The organism is Telmatocola sphagniphila (assembly GCF_018398935.1).
Taxonomy (GTDB): domain Bacteria; phylum Planctomycetota; class Planctomycetia; order Gemmatales; family Gemmataceae; genus Telmatocola; species Telmatocola sphagniphila.
This window is the reverse complement of record NZ_CP074694.1, coordinates 6,365,645-6,379,462: the sequence shown is the minus strand read 5'-3', so window position 1 is coordinate 6,379,462 and position 13,818 is coordinate 6,365,645. Positions and strand designations below refer to the sequence as shown.

The window sequence follows — 13,818 nt, the reverse complement described above, 5'->3', positions numbered from 1 at the left end:
ACTCGCTTCCTCAGCGAGTAACTGATCCTTTGCGATTTCCTACCTGTATTTTCCTATTTGGCTTCATTCCATGACGCGATTTTTTTTCCTTTTCGCGGCTCTGGTATTCTCGGTCGGCTCCGTTCGAGCCGAGGATGCGGAATTCTTTGAAAAGAAGATCCGCCCGATACTTTTCGATAATTGCATCAGCTGTCACGGTGTGCAAAAGCAGAAGGCGGACTTGCGCTTGGATAGCAAGGAAGCCCTTATCAAAGGCGGCGAAGGCGGTCCCGTCCTGGATGTAAAAAACCCGGAGAAGAGCATGTTGTTGGATGTCATTTCCTACAAGAATGACACCAAAATGCCGCCTAAAGCCAAACTCAAAGACGAAGAGATCGCACTACTGAATCAGTGGGTGAAAATGGGTTCCCCATGGCCGGCCGGGGCAGCCGCTTCGACGACTGCCAAAGTGGAAAAATTCGATCTTCAAAAACGGGCCGGGCACTGGTCACTCCAGCAAATCAAGTCGACTCCGGTACCGACCGTGAAAGCCGTCCAATCTCCCATCGATTGTTTTTTACTGGCCAAGCTGGAAGAGAAAAATCTGCACTACGCGCCCCCAGCCGACAAGGCGACACTGTTGCGTCGGCTGTCATTCGATCTCACGGGGCTACCGCCTACGATTGGGGAACTCGACGCCTTCTTAAATGACAAATCCCCGAATGCCTACACTCGACAGGTGGACCGGTTACTGGCCTCCCCACGCTTCGGCGAACGCTGGGCCCGGCACTGGCTCGATCTGGCGCGTTACGCCGAGACTATGGGACATGAGTTCGATTTCGACATGTTCGAACCCTGGCGATACCGGGATTATGTAATTCGAGCATTTAACGAGGATCTGCCTTACGATCAGTTTGTCAAAGAACACCTCGCCGGCGATCTCTTGCCTCAGCCGCGCATTAACGTCAAAAATAACTGGAATGAATCGATTCTGGGGACCGCCTTCTGGCATCTTTATGAAGCCAAGCATAGTCCCGTCGATATCCGACAGGATATGGCTGATCGATTCGATAATCAGCTGGATGTTTTCAGCAAAACTTTTCTGGCGAGCACTCTCTCCTGCGCGAAGTGTCACGATCATAAATTCGATGCCATCACCATGCGGGATTATTATTCATTAATGGGTGTTCTGGAAAGTGCCCGCTACGCTAAAGGCTTCATCGACGATCCGGCTCGCGTGCTTCCCGTGCTGCACCAGATAGACGCTGTCAGGAAAGGGCAGAGTGACAAACTGCGAAATCAAATCGCTGCCTTCAAAGATCTGCCCAAACAACCTGTGGAGATTCGTGTTCCGAAAGATGCGGGAACCAACTTGGTCTCCGAGCTTTTTCAGAATCGGCTCCCGGACGAAAATCAGAGATATAGTGGCGAAGGCCCGGCCTTTACACTAACGCCTGCTTCGGGTGAACTCATAAAGTTGGACAAAGCCTGGCAAATCTTGCCACCCGATGCCGTGGCCGGTGGCCACCTGCCGAAGCGATTTCCCGGGGCACGACGATCCAAAACTTTCAGCATCGATAGCGATTACATTTTCATTCGGAGCCAGGGAAATCACATAACTGCCCGCCTGATCGTCGAACATTTTCAGCTGATTCAAGAGCCCATTTACGGTGGCCTGCAATATGGCATCCATTCGCCCGCCGAACCGCAATGGCACACGATCAACACTTCCATGTGGAAGGGCCGGAGTGCCTACCTGGAACTGATCGATAGCGGTAATGGAGAAATCGTTCTCGATGATATCCGCTTTACCGACAAACCGCTGCAATTCGACAAGGTCAAAGTCGATCTGCCGGAAACGCAGAAGGCTTGGTCCAAAGATCCGGAACACTTCCGGGACGCCGTCGCTATTGAGGCCCTGAATGGCTGGCTGAGGACGTCGGCGGAGCTCAATAAAATCGAGCCGGACAAAGGAATGGACGAACTGGCGAAGAAACTTCCGCCGATACGTCAGGCCATGACTTTGATTGAAGGCTCCCCGCAGAACGAAAAAGTCTTCATTCGCGGCAATTATAAAAAACTGGGCGAGGAAGTACCGCACCGCCTATTCGAAGTGTTGCATGAGCCGACTTTCGATCAGGGTAGCGGACGGTTGGAATTGGCGGATCGGCTTTGTAGTGCCGAGAATCCCCTGATTCGCCGGGTCATCGTCAACCGAGTCTGGCAGCATCTTTTCGGTGAAGGAATTGTCCGAACGGTCGATGATTTTGGAGTGCAGGGCGAACGGCCCAGTCATCCGGAATTGCTGGATTGGCTGGCGGAGGATTTCTCCCAACAGGGTTGGTCGATTAAGAAGCTGATTCGTCAGATTGTCACCACAGAGGCTTATAAGCAGAGCAGCCGAATGGAAGCGATTGTGACGGCGGATCCTCAAAATCGACTGCTGCATCACTTCCCTCTCAAACGTCTTGAGGCCGAGTGCGTTCGGGATAGCATGCTCCAGATGGCGGGCAGGCTGAACCTGACGATGGAAGGTCCCGGAGTCGCCCCATATCTATCGGATAGCATGATCGGACGTGGCCGACCGGGGGCTTCAGGGCCGTTGGATGCCGATGGTCGGCGGAGCATCTATCTGCAAGTTCGCCGGAACTTCATGAATCCCATGCTGGCCGCCTTCGATTACCCCACTCCCTTCAGCACCATGGGACGGCGGGGCGTTTCTAATGTTCCCAGCCAGGCTCTGATACTATTGAACAACCCCCTCGTGCATCAGCTTTCTACCGCCTGGGCTAAACGACTATTAACGGAAACCAATCCCGAAAATCGACTGCAACTGCTTTACCGGATGGCCTACGCCCGGCTCCCCAGCTTGGATGAATTGAAAATCGCGAAGGACTTCCTGAGCGAAGCGGGTACGGCCCAATCCGAACTGGATAGCTGGACCCAGCTGGCACACGCCGTGTTGAATACCAAGGAGTTCATTTTCATACCATGAACCAGTCACCATTCACACGCCGTTCGTTCCTTCGGGCTTCTGCCGGTTTCGGCTCGCTGGCACTGTCTGGCTTGCTTCAGGATCGGGCCTACGCCGAGCCGAGTTCTCCAACAAAGCCGCCGCACTTCCCGGCCCGCGCGAAATCGGTCATTTTCCTCTATATGGATGGCGGCCCTAGCGGTATGGACACCTTTGATCCCAAGCCGCGCCTGGACAAAGAGCACGGCCAGCCGATCAAAATGAAAGTCGAACCGACGCAGTTTAACAATGTCGGCATGGTGCTGAAATCTCCCTGGAAATTCAAGAATCGAGGTCAGAGCGGACTGCCAGTCAGTGACTTGCTTCCTCATATCGCGGGATGCGCCGATGACCTCTGCGTGATCCGGTCCATGCATGCCGACTTTTCGGAGCATACCAACGCCAACTACTTTCTGCACACCGGCACTGGCCAGCAGGGCCGGCCTAGCATCGGCAGCTGGGTGACTTACGGGTTGGGAAGCGAGTGCCAGGATCTGCCCGGTTTTATCGTGTTAGGTAGCGGGCTGATTCCTCCGGGAGGTCGAGATAATTTCAATTCCGGTTTTCTCCCCGCCAACTATCAGGCCAGTTTATTTCAGCGCGGCAAAATACCTGTCGAGGATCTTAAGGCTCAGGAGAAAACGCCTCAGGAACAAAAAAAGAAGCTGAACCTGATCAACAAACTCGATCAGCAATCGCTAGCTCGAACCGGCAGTTCCGATGCCTTGGAATCCGCCATTCGGAATTATGAACTGGCTTATAAGATGCAATCGGCCGTGCCGGAACTGTTCGATCTCAGCAAAGAGTCGGCCGCCACGAAAGCGCTTTATGGCGTCGATGAGGCTCCCACCGACATTTACGGCCGACAGTGTCTGATCGCCCGACGCATGGTCGAACGCGGGGTCCGATTCATCGAATTACTTTGCCCCAACGTCGGGCACGATCGCTGGGACCAGCATTCCAACCTGGTCAATGGACATGCGGCTAACGCACTCGCGACCGATAAACCGATCGCCGGATTGATCAAGGATTTGAAGGCTCGCGGCCTGCTCTCCCAGACCCTTTTGGTTTGGGGTGGCGAATTCGGCCGGACGCCGATGGCTCAGGGGTCCGATGGCCGTGACCATAACCCGTTCGGCTTCACCGTCTGGATGGCCGGTGGCGGCACCAAAGGCGGCTATGCTCATGGGGCAACTGATGAGTACGGCTATCACGCCATTCAGGACAAAGTCCACATGCACGATTTGCATGCGACTATTCTGCACCTCCTGGGGATGGAGCATACAAAACTGACTTATCGGTTCGGTGGCCGGGATATGCGACTGACCGATATTGCCGGTGAAGTGGTCCAAGGGATTATGGCTTAGAATCGGAGACGGCGACGATCTTTTCCACGGCCGTTTGCAGCAACTGCTCCAACTGCTGCAGCGGCAGGATGAAAGTGATGCTTTCTCCCACTTCTAGCGCCCGGCCCGAATCCCACGTCGATTTTTTGAGGTCCGCCGTGGTTCGTTCCAAAAGTGTCAAATGATACTCTTGTGCAAGATCCCGAGGCCGTTGTTTGTGAAACATATCCTGTTCATCGGCAATTTTCCATTCCATCACTGCCTGAAGTTTGCCTTCAAGTGGGAAGATAGACATCACTCGATCGCCGAATAGAGCCGCTACAAAGGCGGGGGCAGCCAATTCCGTAACCGATAGGGCCAACCCGACATTGGCCGCTTGTCGCACGGTATCGGTAGCCAGAGAATCTCCCAGCCGGATAACTATTCGCTGTTTCGGGTTCAGTTCGGCAACGATCAGGGCGATTTCCAGATTAACGAGTTCCAACGATGTGGCGACGATCACCGACCGTGCGGTCTCCACTTTGCACTGCTTCAACACATCCGGTAAGGTACCGTCCCCGATCACTACCACCGCCCCCTTCCGGCGAGCAGCAGTGATGAACGGATTATCGGCCTTTTTCTCGAGTATGACCACGCTCTCTTCGCCGATTCTCAGCAGTTCTTCGAGAACTCTAAAACCGACATTCCCCAAACCGCAGATGACGATATGATTGCCGTCGGGTATGCGCCTCGCTTCGAGTGCGGCTCCCAATCGGATTTTGATAAGGTAATTGGTGACTATCGCCGTGAATGCGGCAATCAGCGCGATGCTGAAAATTTTCAGAAGGCTGACGAAGACCTTGAACCACCCTTCCGTCTTCTCCGCACCAAGTTCGGAACCCGTGGTGATCAAGCTGATGGTGTGATAAAGTGCATCGGGCCAGGAGTCGTTCACTCCCCAGTGGTAGACCATCGTGCTTGCCACCACAACGGTTACCAGCACGGCCAGACAAATTTGTACAGGGCGTTCCAGTTCGCGAAAAGTCCGATGAATCACTCGAAAAAATCGACGAACCTTCCCGGCCCAGAGGAGTTCTCGCAATTGTTCGGAACTGGGCTCGCGAAGTCGCTGCACATCGGATGGTACGCCACAGACGACTATTCGATCGCCCGGCTTCAAAGCCACCTGACGGGAGGCCACTTCCTGTTTTTGCTGTGAAGAGTCTTTTTTCTGATGGGAGATCAGCACGAGCTTTTCGGTGGGATCGATCAGCCCGAAGGCCCGATTCGCCAGGCTGGAAGTTTCGGTGATTTCGATTTCCGCCACCTGCCGTCGCTCTTCCCGAAGCGCGAAAGCGGCCATGACATCGCCGCTAAGTGCGGAGATCGCCAGGATCGGAGCGGACAGAGCGGATACCGAAAGCGCGGTCATATTCTTGACCGTTTTTCCGAGCCGGTTCACCAGATTCTGATTGAACATCCGAAGCACAATGCGGGCGTCCGGATTTAAACGGCGTGCCAACAACCCGGTGGAGATATTGATGAGATCGTCGGAAGTGACGATCAGCACTCCTTGCACCTGGGCTATGTTCGCCTGACGGAGTATAGCTTCTTCGCGGAAATCGCCGGAGATGAATTGAATACCTGACAACCGGGTGTCGTCGGATCGGCATGTCGTGTCGATGGCTACTACGGAAACGCCAGCCGCCCTGAGGAAATCGAGGATACGCCAGCCAATCGTCCCCAGTCCGCAAAGTAATACTGGTCCTCGCAAGGCAGGCTCCTCTGGTCCACGACTATAATGTTAATGTATCTGTTTCCCGTGCGAGGACCTCTGCCGATGCCGCCAATTGACCCGAATACTTTACTGGTGGTATTGTGGGGGTTGCTTGTCCTGCTGATGTCCTGGACCTGGCTCCCCGCCCTGATCGCGGCGCTCGGGGGAACCCGCTACGAGAACGGCGGCGACACGGATCCGACGAATCTGGAACCCACCGGAGGCGATGAGGACTACCAGTTCTGGTACGACCAGGCCACACAATTGGGTTACAAACCGATCGGCCAGGGATTCATGCGGATACGTTTCGATGGCCCGATATGGGAACAGCGAACCGACGTGCGGATGTTCTGGAATAAATCGCAACAATCTTACCTCTTCCTGCAACGTCTCCGTGCCCCAAGAGCCGTCTGGTACTCCACGCATTTCGCGGCTTGTTATACGGATGGTGGGCTGCTGCTGAGCGATAATACGCAAAATAGCCGTCCCGATTTCGAACTTGAATTCATCCGCCAGGGAAAAATCTGCTTCGACCTCCAGGAACTCGAGATCCTCCATCAGGCCGCCGTAGAAGTGACTCGCAAGCAAGGCCGAAGCATAGAAGCGGACGGCACCATCGAAACTCTGTTGCGATCAACCGAGCTGAATGCTGGAAGCGCCGCCCGACATTTAGGGGGTCGTCGCGGCTGGGATTTCCTCTTACTCAACGGATTGATTCACGCTTGCGGGTCGATCCCTGCCGCGATGGCTGTCGGGTTCGCGCATATTGGTTTGCTCATCACCAACTTCGTTCTGTGGGGACTTTTGAACTTCAGCCAGATGATTGAAAAACGGCAGAAGACTGAAATGATGAGAATCGCTTTATTTCACGCCATTCGCCAACGCTCAAAAAACATTCCTGCAAACGTAGTATCATCACGCTAATGAAACAATTCTCTTAAGATTATCCAAATAATTCGGTTTGCGAAATCACTGCAAGATCTTTTCCATTCAAGAGTTGCGGCCGATTTTCCGCAGGGATGTTTTGCAATATTTAGAGTAGACTTGAACGCTTATATTACTTTCAGCGCTCTTTCCTTTTGTACCAGAGAAGTGTAAGATCGTCTTAGCCTTATGGTATTAGACGAGTAACTCAATTCTCTCAACGAGGAGATCTCTCATGAAGCGTGTTCTGTTTGCTGCAGTCGCAGCTGTTGCCGTGATGTTCAGTTATGCAGCGGCGGCCGAAATCAAGTCCAGCATCCAAGTGGGCGAAAAGATTCCTGGTGCTTTCCATCCTCTGAACATTAATGGCGAGAGCGCCGGACAAAAAGCTTGTCTGGTCTGCAAGAACGGGGGCAACCCGGTTGCCATGATCTTCGCTCGCGATGTCGATGCAAATCTGACCAAGCTCATCAAGAAAATTGACGAAGCCACCAAGAAGAATTCCGCTAAGGAAATGGGCAGCTTCGTTGTGTTCTGCTCGGATAAAGAAGGCCTGGAAGGCAAGCTGAAGGAACTGGCCAAGACCGAAAAGATTGAAACCACCGTTCTGGCGATCGACAATCCCTCTGGCCCCAAGGGTTACAAAGTGGCTCCTGATGCCGCTGTGACCGTCGTTCTTTACAACGACCGCAAAGTCGAAGCTAACTTCGCCTTTGGCAAAGATGAACTCAACGATACCAGTATCGAAAAAGTCCTGTCCGCTATTCCCACTATTTTGAAATAAGCGGATTGCTTAACGATTTTCAATAACCACGGGCGAAAACCCGTGGTTATTTTTTTGACGTCAAACGCCCCATGCTTTCCCTTTTCAGCCTTGCGACTTCATCCTAATCTGATGACATGTTTCTCTTTCTGAACAAGATGCGGGCCGTCTGTCCCAAAGCCGCTCGGGCTATGGGGTACCTAGACGAAGCGACTGGCATTGAAGGCCGATTTCGTCGGGTCGGTGCGGCCTGGAAAGAGCACATCGAGCACTGCCACAAAATTATTCAGCAGGGAATGGCGAATTGCTCCGGGCATCGAACCGTGGCCGTGCTGGGAGCTGGGCTCATCCACGATGTTCCCTTAAAAGAGCTTTCGGAACGCTTCCAAAAGGTGCTATTAGTTGATATCTGTCATCCGGTCGCCAGCCGTAAGCAGTATTCACATTATCCGAACGTGGAAGAGTATGTGGCCGATGTGACGGAATCAATCGAATTGCTGTATAAGCTGCCGAATCCCGAACAGCCCTTTCACTGCCCGATTCCGCATCTGCTGAGGGATCGGGAAGATCTCGATCTGACGATCTCCATCAATCTGTTTTCTCAACTTCCCTGCATGCCAATGAACTTCCTGAAGAAGTGGGGATATGGCAGGCCTTGGATGGAAGATTTCGCACACAAGGTCATGCAGCGGCATGTCGACTGGCTTAGGCTTTTACCCGGTATAAAAGTGCTGATTACCGATATCGAAAGACAGATGCTGGACCAAACCAACCGCATCATCGAGCGGTTGGATCTGACTTACGGAGTGTCTTTGCCTCTCGCGGACACCGAGTGGATCTGGAAGCTGGCCCCGATTCCCGAGGTCAGTCGGGAGTATCATTATTTCCGGAAGGTGGTGGGCTACTCCAACCTTCCGTGATTCGACTAGTGAGGCAGCGCCCCGGCGTTACCGGTGGCCGTTTGCTTGGGTGGGTGGAAGAACAAGAGCAGAATCACGGCCGCGCCAAGGGCTGTGGCAGAGGGATAAACGAAGTATTTGTCCCACTGCACAACGCCATTAACGCTGGTGTTCTTGACTAGCGTGGGCCAGAGAGCATTAGCCACGAACGGCCCAAAGCCGAGGATTAGGAAGTTGAAAAGCCCTTGAGCACTCGTTCTCACATCGGTAGGGAAGTAGGCATCGATGAAGATGTAAACTGTGGCGAAAAAGAACGCATAGCAAATCCCGTGCAACATAATCGAAGCAATGACAGGAACCTGCTGAGGATAGAATGCGAAAACGCCGAATCGGATGGCGTGTCCCATCACGCCGAGAATCATTGTGAAGCGCCAGCCGAATGATTTTAAGAACCAGCCCAGCACGGCCATCGTCAGAATTTCCGCCACCTGCCCCAAACTCATTACCGGCAATACGAAACCGGCTGGAATGCCCACTTTCTCTTTCAAAAATCCTTCCGTGACGAGGAAGTATCCCTGATGGATCATGGCGTCGACAAAGGTGACCACGAACAAAACGAAGATAAAAGGTTTGGCCAGATAGCCGATCGCTTCTCCCATGGCCGATTTTTGCGGTTCTGAGCTCTGCTTTGGCGGGGTGTGTGGCAAAACAAGACTGATCATGGACAGCAGTAGCGAGGCCACTCCGGCTGCGACATAGGCATACTTTACACCGTGGAGCCAGGCATCGCCCGTTTTACCGTTGGCCGGGTCGAACACCATTTTGAACCATCCCGACGAGAAAGTGTCCGCACCCTGAATTTTGCTCCAGTCGGTTAGCAGGAAAGTGAAAGGAAGGCTGGCGGCAATCCAACCGATGGTCCCCCAAAGTCGAACGCGGCCGAAATCGTGCGAAGCATTCTTCAAGTGGGTGAATGCAATGGAATTGGAAACCGAAATGGTCGGCACATAAGCGATACAGTGGATGTACATCAAGGCGGCAAAGACCAGATACATTTGATCGGGCGGCACATAATCACTGGCAAAACCCAAACCCAGCATGGCTAATCCGCCGATCATGTGAGCAATGAACATATATTTTTCCGCGGACATCTTCCGGTCGACGAGAGCTGTCAGACCGAACATGGCAAGAAGCGAAGCAATCGGAAAAGCACTGTTAATGACGAAGGGTTTATCGATGACCATGATCGGGTCACTGTCGGCCGACAGTTTGATTTCGGTATAAACATGCTTCTCCCCGATCACTTGCGGAGCATAGCCGAAGTTCAAGACAAACCAGGAGCTCCATATGAAAAACTCCAAAAACATCATGATCGAGAGTTTTGTGCGCATACCAGCCACTTTCTAAGGAGGGATCAAACCATTCCGTGAAGAAAAAATGTAACTACTCGAAAGCCTCAGGGGAAGCGAAATCCGTACATTCGGCCGATTCACTCGAGGAAAGTTCCACTAAAATGCTCATTCATGCCAATCGTAGTCGATCAGCATGTTCTCTCCTGGAGTTTTTCGATGCGAGTAACGAGTTTTCTGCTTTTTCTTTCGCTCTTCAGCCTGTCCTCCAGCACTTCCCGCGCGGACGACGAGAAAGCCGGCCCCAAAGATAATATCCCTCCCGAGGGCTTTATTGCTCTGTTCAACGGCAAGGACCTCACTGGCTGGCAGGGGCACACCGATCTGAAAGAACGGGCCACCCTGGGAGCCAAACGGCTCAAAGAAGTCCAGGATATGCGGAACGGCTTGATGGCTGAAACTTGGACCGTCAAAGAAGGCGTCATCAATCACAAACCCAAAATCGATAAAACGGGAAAAAAGATAGGCTGCAGCCTGCAAACGGTTCGGGACTACGGGAACTTCGAAATGTACGTGGACTGGAAAATAGAGAAGGCCGGGGACAGCGGCATCTATGTCCGCGGCACGCCGCAGATTCAGATCTGGGACTCCGATAATCTGGACGAAAGCTTAAAGGCAGACTGGGGCACCGGTTCCGGCGGCCTCTGGAATAACAATCTTAAAACCGGCGTAGATCCGAAAAGCATTGGTAAGACTCCACTGGTCAAAGCCGATAAGCCGGTCGGCGAATGGAACACTTTTCACATTCGAATGGTCGGCAACAAGGTAACGGTTTACCTGAACGGAAAGCTGGTTGTGGACGACAAAGCCCTGGATCCTTATTTCGATCGAACCAAACCGCTACCCGCGACTGGCCCCATCGAACTGCAATACCACGGCGATAAGCTTTGGTTCAAAAACATTTACCTGAAAGAATTGAAGTAACCTGGACTTGCTCTGAGTGACGTGTGGGCGATGCCCTCCTCCGAGATCGCATCGCCCTGCTCTTTACTCACTTTCCGAGGCAATACAGGGACTTCATCCCGCGGATGAAGAGATGCCCATCGGCGATAGCCGGTGTCGCGTACACCGTTTCATTGAGTGTATTCTTACTTAGCAAATCGTACTTATCGCCCGTTTTAACGACGTAGGTGGTGCCTTTTTCGGTCACAATGTAGAGCTTACCATCGGCGATCACGGGGGAAGCGGTTACCGCGCCGCCGCCTAATCTCTCACTCCAAACCTCGGCACCGGTTTTCGGGTTGGCACAAACCAGCGTTCCCTCCTTATCGAGCACCCAGTAGATGTATTTGCCATCACCGATGACCGTGGGCACATACGGGGTCCCCTTTTTCTTCTGCCAGAGCACACTACTGTCGGGGACAGTGCCAGATGCCCCCTCTTTCAGTGCAATCATGTGGCGATCCCCGCCGCCGTCCCCCGAAGCGGCGATAATGATTCCATTCTGGGCGATGGCCGAGCCGACTGTTCGCAAACCTTTCTTGTCGAACTTCCACATCCAGTTCCAGTTCACGGCCCCCGTATCGGGATTGTAGCTGGTCAACCCGGCCGTACTGGTGACGATCAGTTCCGAAGGTCCTTTAGGTTTCTGGATCACAAACGGTGTTGAGTAGCAGGCGCGGTAGGCCTGCCGGGCTTTCTTCCAGGTGGGAGAGCCGGTTTTGGCGCTGAAGGCCTGAATCTCCGCGAAATCCTGCTGGTCGTTATTGATGATCACTTGATCGCCCACCACAATCGGTGAGAGTCCCGCGCCATGATCGCTCCGGAATTCGCCGAGATCATGTTCCCAGACCATCTCGCCGCCGTAACTCCAGGCGGTCAAATAAAGGTTTTTGCCGTCCCAGAAAACCGCGTAGACTTTTTCGCCATCAGCAGCGGGAGTCGAGGAAGCGGGGGAATTCAGCTTATGAATAGCCACCCGGCCGCCTTTGTATTCCTTTTGCCAGTCGATGGTTCCCTTGCTCGCATCTATGCAGATCAGATAACGCTTGGATTGATCCTCCGAAGCGGCCTGCAGGAAGAGCTTGCCCCGGGAGACAATGGGGGACGAGTTGCCATTACCCGGTAAATCGAGTTTCCACTTCACGCCCTGGGTGGCGGACCAGGTGATCGGCACATCCTTATCGGCAACAGTTCCTGTTCCGTTAGGTCCGCGAAAACGGGGCCAGTCCGAGGCTGAAACGGTCAGCCCAAACCCCGCCCAGAGGAGCAGACCCAAAAGCCATCGCTGATGCATGAAATTCTTCCCGAAAAAAGCCTAAGGAGTGTGAATTCAAGCGTAGCGAATCGTTCGGGAGGATGCAATCGAAAAGCGAATTATGAGAGTCTGCAAGTGGATCCGCGGGGGAGCTCGCGGGAGCTTCTTCTCGCGATTGCATCGATTCCAATTTTCGTCACTCGAAGCTCATACCGGAACAATTGAGGTGGATCGTTCGTATTTTTCAGGCTAAGGCCATCTCAGCGGCGAGTTAATTCGCAAGTAAACGAAATTAAATCGTTCTCGAATAACGGCCCGCCGAAATCAAATGGAATCCGAATCTTCAAGCGGCTGCTCCTGACCATTTTCCGTCGAGGACATCATGAAGCTGTCTCCTACTTTGGCATTACTATTTGTTTTTTATCCCAGCCTCCTCTATGCTCAGGCCGCGAAAGAACCGAAGGTTAGCTTCGAGGATGTTCTAAAAGCCCGTTACGAAAGTTGGACCAAAGATCTACCCACGGGAAAAATCACCGCGGATCGAGTGAATTCTCTCGTGAATAACCCTCGGATTCATGGCGATGACGCCGCGGCTGTCGCGGCCTTGCACCTTTACTTTAGAGCCCAGAATAATGTCACTTCCGTGGAGGAATCCGCACTGCTTCAAACGAGCAAAATCATGGATTCTGACGAACGGCGCGATCAGTTGACAAAACCCGTAAATCTGGAGCAGGCCTTTTCCCGCTATCGAAAACACATTCAGAATGCCCCGAAGGAACTCTTCGCTAAAGATGCCCCCAAACGAGAGGGAATCAGCCAGGGTCGGCTGGGCGATTGCTTCGTCATTGCCCCCATCGGGATATTCGTCACTCAGCATCCCAATCGACTGAAGGGGATGATCGATCAAATTATTGACGGCAGTTGTCTGGTGAACTTTCCGGGCGTGAAACCGGTGCGCGTGCCGAAGCTGACCGAGGTGCAAATCGCACTCGGTTCTTCAGCGGGTGAGCAAGGTCTCTGGCTAAATATGATGGAAGAAGCTTGCGCCATGGAGTTGAGGACGCTGACGGGAAAGAAATCCGCGGTCGCCATGGACCTGATCAGTTCGGGCGGCACCACGGCAAAAATCATTCAGATGCTGACCGGGCACAGTGTGGAATCAACTCATCTGCAGCCGGCGGATACGAAAGAGCGTGCAAAAGTGGAGGCCGAGGTGCGCCGCGTTTTGACGGCCGTGCACAAGGATAAGATCATCGCATGTGCCACGACTTCGCATACTAAAAAGGAGGACGCGACTCCCGGTATCGCCACGGGACATGCCTACGGGATTGTGGATTACAACACTGCCACGGATATGGTGACACTCTGGAATCCTTGGGGCAATAAACTGGAACCCAAAGGGCCGGACGGAATCAAGTTCGGCTACTCCACCGTCTCCGGTGTTTTTTCCGTACCGCTCAAAGACTTCTTAAAACTTTACGAAACGCTTCTGAATCAAACGAACAAGCCACTGCCCAAAAAGTAACGGCAGA

Annotated in this window: 10 protein-coding genes; 7 read left to right on the top strand and 3 right to left on the bottom strand. The window is 53.1% G+C overall.

Annotation, left to right across the window (positions count from 1 at the left end; all coding sequences use genetic code 11):
- Positions 1-70: 70 nt before the first annotated feature.
- Both KIH39_RS25535 and KIH39_RS25530 read left to right on the top strand, forming a co-directional pair.
- Positions 71-2,974, top strand: a complete 2,904-nt coding sequence (locus KIH39_RS25535) for a PSD1 and planctomycete cytochrome C domain-containing protein (RefSeq protein ID WP_213496846.1) — start codon at positions 71-73, stop codon at positions 2,972-2,974.
- The gene (locus tag KIH39_RS25530) at positions 2,971-4,359 is read left to right on the top strand and encodes a DUF1501 domain-containing protein (RefSeq protein WP_213496844.1); all 1,389 of its coding nucleotides are present in this window, start codon (positions 2,971-2,973) and stop codon (positions 4,357-4,359) included. Before KIH39_RS25535 ends, KIH39_RS25530 begins: the two co-directional genes overlap by 4 nt.
- Here KIH39_RS25530 and KIH39_RS25525 read toward each other — a convergent pair.
- Complete coding sequence (locus KIH39_RS25525; protein ID WP_213496842.1) at positions 4,349-6,091, bottom strand: potassium channel family protein; 1,743 nt, start codon at positions 6,089-6,091, stop codon at positions 4,349-4,351. The two genes, KIH39_RS25530 and KIH39_RS25525, sit on opposite strands and share 11 nt — an antisense overlap.
- A gap of 66 nt (positions 6,092-6,157) precedes the next feature.
- Here KIH39_RS25525 and KIH39_RS25520 point away from each other — a divergent pair, with 66 nt between their 5' ends.
- From KIH39_RS25520 to KIH39_RS25510, 3 genes are all read left to right on the top strand, one after another.
- Positions 6,158-7,018 (top strand): hypothetical protein, encoded by an 861-nt coding sequence (locus KIH39_RS25520; protein ID WP_213496840.1) that lies wholly within the window; start codon positions 6,158-6,160, stop codon positions 7,016-7,018.
- Between the two features lie 235 nt (positions 7,019-7,253).
- Positions 7,254-7,802: a hypothetical protein gene (locus KIH39_RS25515; RefSeq protein WP_213496839.1), complete on the top strand. Its 549-nt coding sequence runs from the start codon at positions 7,254-7,256 to the stop codon at positions 7,800-7,802.
- 116 nt (positions 7,803-7,918) lie between these two features.
- Positions 7,919-8,701 carry a hypothetical protein gene (locus KIH39_RS25510; protein WP_213496837.1) on the top strand — a complete coding sequence of 261 codons (783 nt, stop codon included), beginning with the start codon at positions 7,919-7,921 and terminating at the stop codon, positions 8,699-8,701.
- 5 nt (positions 8,702-8,706) lie between these two features.
- On the opposite strand, the gene KIH39_RS25505 is transcribed toward KIH39_RS25510, so the two are convergent.
- Complete coding sequence (locus KIH39_RS25505; RefSeq protein ID WP_213496835.1) at positions 8,707-10,071, bottom strand: MFS transporter; 1,365 nt, start codon at positions 10,069-10,071, stop codon at positions 8,707-8,709.
- A gap of 177 nt (positions 10,072-10,248) precedes the next feature.
- Here KIH39_RS25505 and KIH39_RS25500 point away from each other — a divergent pair, with 177 nt between their 5' ends.
- Positions 10,249-11,013, top strand: a complete 765-nt coding sequence (locus tag KIH39_RS25500) for a 3-keto-disaccharide hydrolase (protein WP_213496834.1) — start codon at positions 10,249-10,251, stop codon at positions 11,011-11,013.
- 67 nt (positions 11,014-11,080) lie between these two features.
- Here KIH39_RS25500 and KIH39_RS25495 read toward each other — a convergent pair whose 3' ends face one another.
- Positions 11,081-12,325 (bottom strand): outer membrane protein assembly factor BamB family protein, encoded by a 1,245-nt coding sequence (locus KIH39_RS25495; protein WP_213496832.1) that lies wholly within the window; start codon positions 12,323-12,325, stop codon positions 11,081-11,083.
- 343 nt (positions 12,326-12,668) lie between these two features.
- Here KIH39_RS25495 and KIH39_RS25490 point away from each other — a divergent pair, with 343 nt between their 5' ends.
- Positions 12,669-13,811, top strand: coding sequence for a C2 family cysteine protease (locus KIH39_RS25490; RefSeq protein WP_213496830.1), 1,143 nt, complete (start codon positions 12,669-12,671; stop codon positions 13,809-13,811).
- Positions 13,812-13,818 lie beyond the last annotated feature (7 nt).

Excerpts from the sequence above, each read along its gene's own strand:
- KIH39_RS25490 (WP_213496830.1), top strand. The coding sequence starts at position 12,669 with ATGAAGCTGTCTCCTACTTTGGCATTACTATTTGTTTTTTATCCCAGC.
- KIH39_RS25500 (WP_213496834.1), top strand. The coding sequence starts at position 10,249 with ATGCGAGTAACGAGTTTTCTGCTTTTTCTTTCGCTCTTCAGCCTGTCC.
- KIH39_RS25515 (WP_213496839.1), top strand. The coding sequence starts at position 7,254 with ATGAAGCGTGTTCTGTTTGCTGCAGTCGCAGCTGTTGCCGTGATGTTC.
- KIH39_RS25505 (WP_213496835.1), bottom strand. The coding sequence starts at position 10,071 with ATGCGCACAAAACTCTCGATCATGATGTTTTTGGAGTTTTTCATATGG.
- KIH39_RS25520 (WP_213496840.1), top strand. The coding sequence starts at position 6,158 with ATGCCGCCAATTGACCCGAATACTTTACTGGTGGTATTGTGGGGGTTG.
- KIH39_RS25510 (WP_213496837.1), top strand. The coding sequence starts at position 7,919 with ATGTTTCTCTTTCTGAACAAGATGCGGGCCGTCTGTCCCAAAGCCGCT.
- KIH39_RS25530 (WP_213496844.1), top strand. The coding sequence starts at position 2,971 with ATGAACCAGTCACCATTCACACGCCGTTCGTTCCTTCGGGCTTCTGCC.
- KIH39_RS25495 (WP_213496832.1), bottom strand. The coding sequence starts at position 12,325 with ATGCATCAGCGATGGCTTTTGGGTCTGCTCCTCTGGGCGGGGTTTGGG.
- KIH39_RS25535 (WP_213496846.1), top strand. The coding sequence starts at position 71 with ATGACGCGATTTTTTTTCCTTTTCGCGGCTCTGGTATTCTCGGTCGGC.